This is a genomic window from Rhodopirellula sp. JB055 (assembly GCF_043100905.1).
Taxonomy (GTDB): Bacteria; Planctomycetota; Planctomycetia; order Pirellulales; family Pirellulaceae; genus Rhodopirellula.
In genome coordinates this window covers 1-8,370 of record NZ_JBICHO010000435.1, presented here as the reverse complement: position 1 = coordinate 8,370, position 8,370 = coordinate 1, and the positions used below count along the sequence as shown (strand labels likewise).

The following is an 8,370-nucleotide window of genomic DNA, read 5'->3' as shown; positions in this document are numbered from 1 at the left end:
CGTTTTTTACACCTAGTTGCACACTCTTTGACTCCTCGTCGTTCTCCATTTGTGGTGGATTTGACGCAGAGGCGCGAGAGACGGGGAGTCGCAGAGGGACAGGACCAGGAATTCGATGTCTGCGCACTCCTCTGCGTCCCTGCGTCTCACCGACTCTGCGTCAACTTCCTACAAACCGTTTACAACCCGATGGAATCCATCTATTACTTTGCGTTCTCCGAAATTGACAACATTCCCGAGTTTCAAATTCATCAGCCTTAGAGACGTGAGACACTGAACCGCGAAAATGTCGTTGTACTTCGAAGTGGCCTTGCACTCGACGACGACCAAGTCATTCACAACGAGGTCCAGTCGAAGAGGAGTCGACAACACGTTGCCTTTATACTCGATCGGAACTGCTTGTTGTCGCCTGACCGACAACCCTGCTTGGTCGAGTTCCCACGCCAACGCTTCCTCATACACGCTTTCCAACAAACCAGGTCCGCCGAGCGTGCGATGCACTTCGATTGAAGCATTCAAAATAGACTTGCTGATGTCATTTTCCTTCATGGTTCACCGCACCGGTTGAACGTAAAACAGGGAGTAAGAAACAAAATGCTACCCCACCCGCTCACCTCTGCGCCCCTGCGTCTCCCGCGTCTCTGCGTCAATCTTCTCCTTCCTGAACCGATCCAGCGTTTCTCCGTTTCAATTCCGCCTCTAGATCCACTCGCAAGCGTTCCAATTCCTGCAACGGCAACCTAGCTTTCAAGATCCGACGAACTTCCCAACTGGGTGGATCCTTTTCGAACTGGCGAACGAATTTCAGCTCTTCCAGTTTGCGAAGCTGCCCGCCCAAATTTCGATTCGCTCGCACGTCGTCCGTCTCCGTTGGGACGAGCGATTGCCAAACTTCGAGCAACGCCGACTGAGTCACCACACAACGACCATCGCGATGAATCTCTTCCTCGAACTGACGCAATTCTTCACGCAGCAAAACGCACAGCAACGACGCCTCAAAGGTCAATCGCACGCTGCGAAACAACTTTGGAATCGACGGATACTCCGGCGGCAGTGCCTCGGGATCGATCTGACGCAGGTAGGCCATCCCGTCTTCTTCGTTGACAATCAGTTGCAACCCGATCCGAGCGAAGTAGTCCGTCAGCGGCGTAACGCCGGACAGAATTCGTTCCCATGCATCGCCCGGATCGTCATGGTAGACGATGCCCTGCAACAACCGAACTGCCGCTGGTGCCCAGGGGACCGGAGGCGGCATCGAGTCGGAGAACGGGTCGTCGGGCGCAGGATCTGATTCCGAAGCGAACTCTGTCATCGTGGCTTTCCCTTCCGAACGGTTTCGTTTTCGGATTCATGCGTCTTGGAGAAAGTGACCAGCGGAACACGAACATGCACCGTGTTTGATTCGCCGGTCAACGGATCTTCCGTCGTCACCGTCACCTGTTCCGTCCCTTCCGTATCGATTTCGTGACCGTCCTCGTGAGCAATCTGCATCCATCCGACCAATTCAATCACGCCGACATTGGGTGGACGATGTTTCAGCAACTGTGAAAGTGTGATGCTGGTTTGCAAATCCGTGACGCGGTACACCAACTCGCGCATGCGATCCCATTGCAAGCGTTTGAGTCCTGCTAGTTTGAGAGCTTGTTGCTTCGCTGTTTCCCAATCAATCTCATTGGCTTCCACGGCAATGTCAAAGACCTGCGGGGGAGTCCAAAACGGTCGGGTCAATGGCGAACTGACGCCCAGCGTCGTGTCGACTTGCAAACCGATTTCACTTGGAACGGGTTCTCCCGTCCGCATCGTGGATTGTTTCACTTTTGCTGCCAAGGTCCGAATCTCTTGCAAAACTTCGGCGGTGCGTTTGCGATGACTGGTGGATTGACTGTCCAGCAAGCGTCTGAGTGTTTGCGACAAACGTCCTGTTTGACGCAGCACATTCTCGGCTTCCGCCAACAACGAAGGAACCATTGCCCGAACGTGTTCGATCGCGCCGCGTTGATCGGCGATGGCTTCCAGACGTGTCACTTCGGCGATTGTCTCTCGTAGTTTGGCTTGAGCCTGGGGCGAAAAAAGGAATGCGACAAACGCATCGAAACTGACACCCTCGTCTTGTTGCTTGACCAAGTCCTCCGCATCAAGAGCACCGGCCAGAATGTCACCACGACCGCGTTCTGTATCGAGCGCCCCGCGGGTCACGTCGCGGGCGATCTCTTCAAAGCGATCTTCCACCGCCCGGAAATCACCTTGCAGGGTCTTCAGCAGGTCAACAGCGGTGTGGAAACGTTCGCGAACCTGCGCGGGATGATAAGTTTCGATCTCGGCACCCCCGCGAATCGCATCGATCTGGCGGGTCAAATCATCGCGTTGTTCGACCAGGGTTTGCAATCGCTGCTCCCGATCCGAGGAGGCGCCTTGGACCAGGTCAGTCAGCGTGTCGATGACCAACCGCAATCGAGATTCGGTGCCGACCATTCGCGTTTCGCGAGAAATTGACTGCTCGAGAAAACCGATCGCGTCTTCGGCATAGCGGGTCAACTGATAGTGCGGGCTGGACGATTCAGCCGGCAGGAACCGCCTCAGCCACCCGGCGTCGGACCACTCACGAAGGTAGCGGTCGGGTGAACCGGAGAACACGTCGTATCCGTCGTCCCGAAGTTGTTCCTGATAGACGGTCAGTCGGTGCTGCAGTTCGTCATGCGACAAAGAGATCGCTGAATCTTGGCCGGTCAACTTCAACGAATGGCGGAGAAAGCAGACCACAAACGCTGCCTGATCGGCTCGCAGCAAACGAACCGTCGGAGAGGAATCCAAAAACGCGACCAATCTCTCAATTTCCATCTCGGCATTCTAATATCAATAGCACCAATTTGCTGTGCGCCACGCCTTCCCGACGTAGCGGGTTCGCGGCCACCGATTCGGTCCACCACCTGGCACCCCTCCGCGTTTGTTCGATCACCCCGACATCCACAACCAGTCGCAGAGCGACGAAAGCTGTTTGCCGGCATCGCTGAACAAACATGACGCTCGGGTCTCGGAGCCCATCTTGACCAAACCGGCGATACTTTCGGGGACGGTCAGGAGAGCACCGGCGAGTCGCGTTCAAAACTTCGATCGTGTACCGGCAAGCCATGTCAGCTACAATCAGCTCTGCTTGGCCCCGTTACGCACCTCCGAGTGCGTCCCACCTGCGGGGCCGTTTCAAGATGAAAAAATAGGTTTTCAATGACGGTCTCATTGATGTCTTCCCCGACATTGCTCCCTGCATGGATGCAAATCAGCATCCGGCAGGTCGCCAGTTCGCTTGTCATGGCAATATTTTGCGTTGGTGCGCATGCGGAGGGTTTGAATTCCCGTGAGTCGTTCTTTGAAGAAAAAGTTCGACCGCTGCTGATTGAACACTGCTACGAATGTCACGGCGATGCGTTGCAGGAATCGGATCTGCGATTGGATTCGCTGGGCACCATTTTGCAGGGCGGAATCAGTGGACCAGCCGCGGTCGCTAAGAACGTCAACGAGAGCCTGATCATCGATGCGGTGCTCGGACGCCGCGGGATGGAGATGATGCCGCCGGACGGGCCGCTGAAAGAAGAACAAATCGTGATTCTGCGGCGTTGGATCAACATGGGTTTGCCGTGGCCCGCAAGTGCTCAGGACGCGGCAGAGTCCGACGCCTCGGACATGACTCCGGCACTCGGTGACCAAAACGCGATCGGTCAGGTCGCCAAGTCACACTGGGCATTCCAACCGCTGCAAAAGCCCAAGGTTCCCACGACTTCGAAATTCGCTGACCAAAAGGAAACGCCCCAAAGCCGACCGTCCCATCCGATCGACGCTTTCATCGCGGCGTCGCTTGAACGCGTTGGATTGACATCGGGAAAGACCGCGCCTCGTGAGGTGATTGTCCGCAGGTTGTATTTCGACCTCGTTGGGCTGCCACCGACTTACTCTCAGGTGCAGGCCTTTGTAAACGACCAACGCGAGACGGACGTGGTGATCGCGGAATGGATCGAAACGTTGCTGGCCGACCAGCATCACGGCGAACGCTGGGCACGCTACTGGTTGGACCTGGCACGCTACGGTGACACTCGCGATTGGCAGGCCCAAGCGGAACTTCGGTACCCGTACGCCTACACGTATCGCGACTACGTGATCCAGTCGCTGAACAACGACAAACCTTACGATCAATTTGTTCGCGAACAGATTGCAGCGGACTTCTACACCGAAGACGCCGATTCACCAACGCTGGCGGCACTGGGTTTCCTGACCGTTGGCCCACGTTTCCGCAACAACCGGCTGGAACAGATCGCGGACAAAATTGACGTGGTCGGTCGTGGGCTGATGGGAATCACGGTCAGTTGTGCACGCTGCCACGATCACAAATACGATCCGATCCCGACGGAAGACTACTACTCTCTTTATGGCGTATTCGCGAGTTGTGCTCTTCCGGAGCCGCTGCCGCGGATCGACACAGACGTTTCATTCTCCGATGAGTTGAAAGCGGATTTCCAGGCACAACTGACCGTCAAGCAGAACGAGCTCTCCGAGTACAAAGAAGACTTGCGAAAGCAAGCGATCGCCGATCTGAAAAACCAGTTGCCGACGTACCTGGACGGCTTCTATTTGCTGTCGATCGCTCGCGGAAAAGAGATCCGTGGTGTGATTGGCCAATTGAAGATCAAGGAGACTGCGATGACGCCGCTGAACGCACGCTTGGCGGCTGAATTGAAAAATCGCTCCGATGTTTCGCATCCCATCCTGGGCCCATGGAACCAAGCGTTGAGCGTGAACACGAAACAGTTCGAGAAGCATTTGCCTCGGTGGATGAAATCCTGGCGTGCCAACAATGATCTGAATCCGCTCATCCGAGATGGTTTGGTGGAATCGAATCCCAAGACGCAGCGAGAACTGATCGCTGCTTACGCGGACGTGATGAACGACGTGCTCAAGGCTTGGGAGACAATGTCAAAATCGGTGGGCTCCAAGAACAACAATCAAGCAAGCAAACTGACTGATCCAAACCGAGAAGCCATCCGACAGATGCTGATGGCTGAAGGAGGTTGGTTTGACCTCGACGTCGAAGCGGTCGCGCGAGCGTCACGTTTATTGGGCAAAGGACGCAAAGCTCTCGGTGATCGCGAGAAGGCCATCGCTGCGGTCGAATCGACTCACCCGGCAGCGCCGCCAAGGGCGATGGCATTGGTCGATCTGAAAAAGCCAGTCAATCCGTTCGTGCTGCTGCGTGGTGAAGCGAATCGTCGTGGCGACCGCGTGCCGCGTCAGTTTCTGTCGTTGTTGTCCAGCGTCAGCGACGGCCCGTTCACCGATGGCAGCGGACGCCGCGAACTTGCCGAAGCGATCACGTCAGCGGAGAACCCATTGACCGCGCGTGTGTTGGTCAACCGCGTTTGGGCTCGTTACTTTGGCCGTGGCTTGGTCGATTCGTTGGATGACTTCGGATTGCGAAGCTCACCTCCATCGCACCCGGAATTGCTTGACTGGTTGGCCAGCGAATTCATTGAGCAAGGTTGGTCGATGAAATGGTTGCATCGCACGATCACGACCAGCCACACCTACCAGCAATCTTCTGAATTGAGAGAGGATGCGTTCGCGGTCGATCCGGAAAACCGTTGGTTGTGGCGACAGAACCGTCGACGTCTGGATTTCGAAGCGATGCGGGATTCGATCGTCTCAGTCGCAGGCACGATCGATCTGACCGTTGGTGGACGCTCGGTTAAGTTGAGCGAAACGCCGTACACGACACGCCGCAGCTTGTACGCTTACGTTGACCGTCTGGAGCTCGATCCCATTTTGCGGACGTTCGATTTCGCATCACCAACCGCGTCGGCGGCCTCTCGGGCGGAAACCACCATCCCACAGCAGGCCTTGTTCTTCATGAATCACCCGTTTGTAGCCGAGCAAGCACGTGAACTGGCCGATCGTGTTGCCGACAAATCCGATGGCAACGACGCCGATACGGCGACGATCACCGCGCTCTACCGGCGAGTGTTTTCGCGTGATCCGTCAGCAGACGAAATCACGGTGGCAAAACGGTTCCTGGTCGCTGCAGCGGACACGGACGGACATCCTCTCGGTGATGTTTGGCAGTACGGTTGGGGAAACATCGCCAGCGCACCCGCGCGCCCCGGCGACGCAGAGGACGATTTTCAGCCGCTTCCATACTGGTCCGGCAAAGCCTACCAAGCATCGGAAGCATTTCCGGACCCGAAGCTGAAGTTCCTGAGGTTGTCGGCCACCGCAGCACATTGCGGCGTCAATCCAGCGCACAGCATCATTCGCCGCTGGGTGGCTCCGACCGATGGAACGGTGCGGATCGCCAGCAAGCTGACGCACGCCCGGCCTAAAGGCGACGGCATCACGGTGTCGATCCGAAGCGGTGATTTTCGCACAACGGACAAAGTCGCTCGGGGAACAATCAAACCGTCGGTGGCTCGGTTGCCAGTGAAGGCGGGCGACGTGATCGATTTTGTCGCCAGTCCAGGGGCCAATTCGAACTCGGATTCTCACACCTGGACGATCACGATTGCCGGCGTTGCCGGTGAACTCAACGGAGGTCGCTGGCAGTCCCAAAAGGACTTCGCGCCTCCCGCACCGCAACCGCTTGGTCGTATCGACCAATTGGCCCAGGCCCTGATGTTGACCAACGAATTCCTTTACCTTGATTGAGTGTCACCCGTGATGTTTGAAAACAATTTCACCGACCGCCGAACGATGCTCCGTCGCAGCGGGATGGGCATGGGGATGTTGGCACTCGCCGGCGTGCTGCGAGATGGCGGCATGCTGGGTGACGGCATCGGCTCTTCCGGCGGACTGTTCGCTGCCGAGGCGGCGTCCCCCGAAGGAAACGCCAACAGCTTGGCTGTCCGACCGACGCACTTCCCAGGCAAAGCCAAGCGAGTGATCCACTTGTTTGCCAATGGTGGCCCTAGCCAGATCGATACGTTCGATCCCAAGCCGATGCTGGCCAAGATGCATGGCAAGACGCTGGACGACAAACTGAAAAACAACCGGCGTTTGGGTGGGGTTGCGCACCAGTCCAAATTCAAGTTCCAAAAGCACGGCCAATCGGGAATTGAAATCAGCGAACTTTTTCCCGAGCTGGCTAAGCACGCGGACAAACTGTGTGTGATTCGCTCGATGGTCACCGATGTGCCCAATCACGAACCCGGTTTGATGATGATGAACTGTGGCGACATCGTCCGGCCGCGTCCCAGCGTTGGCGCGTGGACCTTGTATGGCATGGGGACCGAAAATCAAAGTTTGCCCGGCTACGTCGTCATGTGCCCATCCGGTTTGCCAACCGCTGCGACGGCGAATTGGCGGAACGCGTTTTTGCCAGGCATCTTTCAAGGCACGCACGTCGACACTCAGTACACCAACCCAGAGGAATTGGTCGCCAACATCGATAATGATTACTTGGTGCCGTCCCAGCAGAAACGGCAGATGGATTTGATTCAAAACCTGAACCGAATGCACTTGGCCGACCGCAGTGACGATGCCCAGTTGTCCGGCCGCATCGAATCGCTCGAGCTTGCCTTTCGGATGCAAGGGGAAGCACGCGATGCGTTTGACATCTCCACCGAAACCAAAGACACGCAGGAGATGTATGGCGACTCGCTGCAAGGTCGTCAGATGCTGATCGCACGGCGTCTGAGCGAACGCGGTGTGCGTTATGTCCAGGTCTATCATGGTGCCGGCCAGCCCTGGGATTCACATGCATCGATTGAACGAAATCACCCCCGATTGGCTCGAGAGTGCGACGGCCCCATCGCAGCACTTCTGCACGACCTGGATCAGCGAGGGTTGTTGGACGAAACGCTTGTGATTTGGGGTGGCGAGATGGGTCGCACACCCACGGTTCAATTGCCAGTCTCAGCAAACCCGGGACGTGACCACCATGACAACGGATTCACCGTCTGGATGGCTGGTGGCGGCGTGAAGGCGGGCACGACCTACGGAACCACCGACGAAGCCGGACTGAGCGTTGCCGAGAACCCCGTGCACGTCCACGATTTGCATGCCACGATCTTGCACTTACTAGGCTTTGACCACACGCGTCTAACCTATCGATACGCGGGCCGCGATTTCCGCCTGACCGATGTCCACGGTCACGTCGTCCACGACATCATCAGCTAAGCAGGCTGATGCCATCAGCGGATCGCGAAGTCTGCCCAACGCATTCAACCACCAGCCTGCCCACGACCACGAAAAGGGGACGGGGGTCAAAAGCGACGAATCATGCCAATTGCCCCCCGTCCCCTTTTCCTCGAGCTCCCTCTCCCCATCTTCACCCTCCAGGCAGGAGGGTCGAGCGAAGCGAGGGGAGGTCGAACGGTGACTCCCCGCTTCAGC

At 56.9% G+C, this 8,370-nt stretch carries 5 protein-coding genes; 2 read left to right on the top strand and 3 right to left on the bottom strand.

Features of this window, described 5'->3' with window-relative positions:
• Positions 1-168: 168 nt before the first annotated feature.
• The 3 genes from ACF8AM_RS17145 to ACF8AM_RS17135 form a co-directional block, all read right to left on the bottom strand.
• Positions 169-549 carry a GxxExxY protein gene (locus ACF8AM_RS17145; protein ID WP_392556812.1) on the bottom strand — a complete coding sequence of 127 codons (381 nt, stop codon included), beginning with the start codon at positions 547-549 and terminating at the stop codon, positions 169-171.
• A 97-nt stretch (positions 550-646) separates the two neighbouring features.
• Positions 647-1,312: a DUF4194 domain-containing protein gene (locus ACF8AM_RS17140; protein WP_392556811.1), complete on the bottom strand. Its 666-nt coding sequence runs from the start codon at positions 1,310-1,312 to the stop codon at positions 647-649.
• Positions 1,309-2,838, bottom strand: coding sequence for a DUF3375 domain-containing protein (locus tag ACF8AM_RS17135; protein ID WP_392556810.1), 1,530 nt, complete (start codon positions 2,836-2,838; stop codon positions 1,309-1,311). Before ACF8AM_RS17135 ends, ACF8AM_RS17140 begins: the two co-directional genes overlap by 4 nt.
• 384 nt (positions 2,839-3,222) lie before the next feature.
• Here ACF8AM_RS17135 and ACF8AM_RS17130 point away from each other — a divergent pair, with 384 nt between their 5' ends.
• Entirely contained in the window at positions 3,223-6,684 is a 3,462-nt protein-coding gene (locus tag ACF8AM_RS17130; protein WP_392556809.1) for a PSD1 and planctomycete cytochrome C domain-containing protein, read from the top strand.
• A gap of 12 nt (positions 6,685-6,696) precedes the next feature.
• On the top strand, positions 6,697-8,154 hold the full coding sequence (locus tag ACF8AM_RS17125; RefSeq protein ID WP_392556808.1) for a DUF1501 domain-containing protein: 1,458 nt from the start codon (positions 6,697-6,699) through the stop codon (positions 8,152-8,154).
• Positions 8,155-8,370: the final 216 nt, after the last annotated feature.

What these genes read in the sequence shown, in the direction of transcription:
- ACF8AM_RS17140 (WP_392556811.1), bottom strand. Translation starts at nt 1,312, where the DNA reads ATGACAGAGTTCGCTTCGGAATCAGATCCTGCGCCCGACGACCCGTTC.
- ACF8AM_RS17145 (WP_392556812.1), bottom strand. Translation starts at nt 549, where the DNA reads ATGAAGGAAAATGACATCAGCAAGTCTATTTTGAATGCTTCAATCGAA.
- ACF8AM_RS17135 (WP_392556810.1), bottom strand. Translation starts at nt 2,838, where the DNA reads ATGGAAATTGAGAGATTGGTCGCGTTTTTGGATTCCTCTCCGACGGTT.
- ACF8AM_RS17125 (WP_392556808.1), top strand. Translation starts at nt 6,697, where the DNA reads ATGTTTGAAAACAATTTCACCGACCGCCGAACGATGCTCCGTCGCAGC.
- ACF8AM_RS17130 (WP_392556809.1), top strand. Translation starts at nt 3,223, where the DNA reads ATGACGGTCTCATTGATGTCTTCCCCGACATTGCTCCCTGCATGGATG.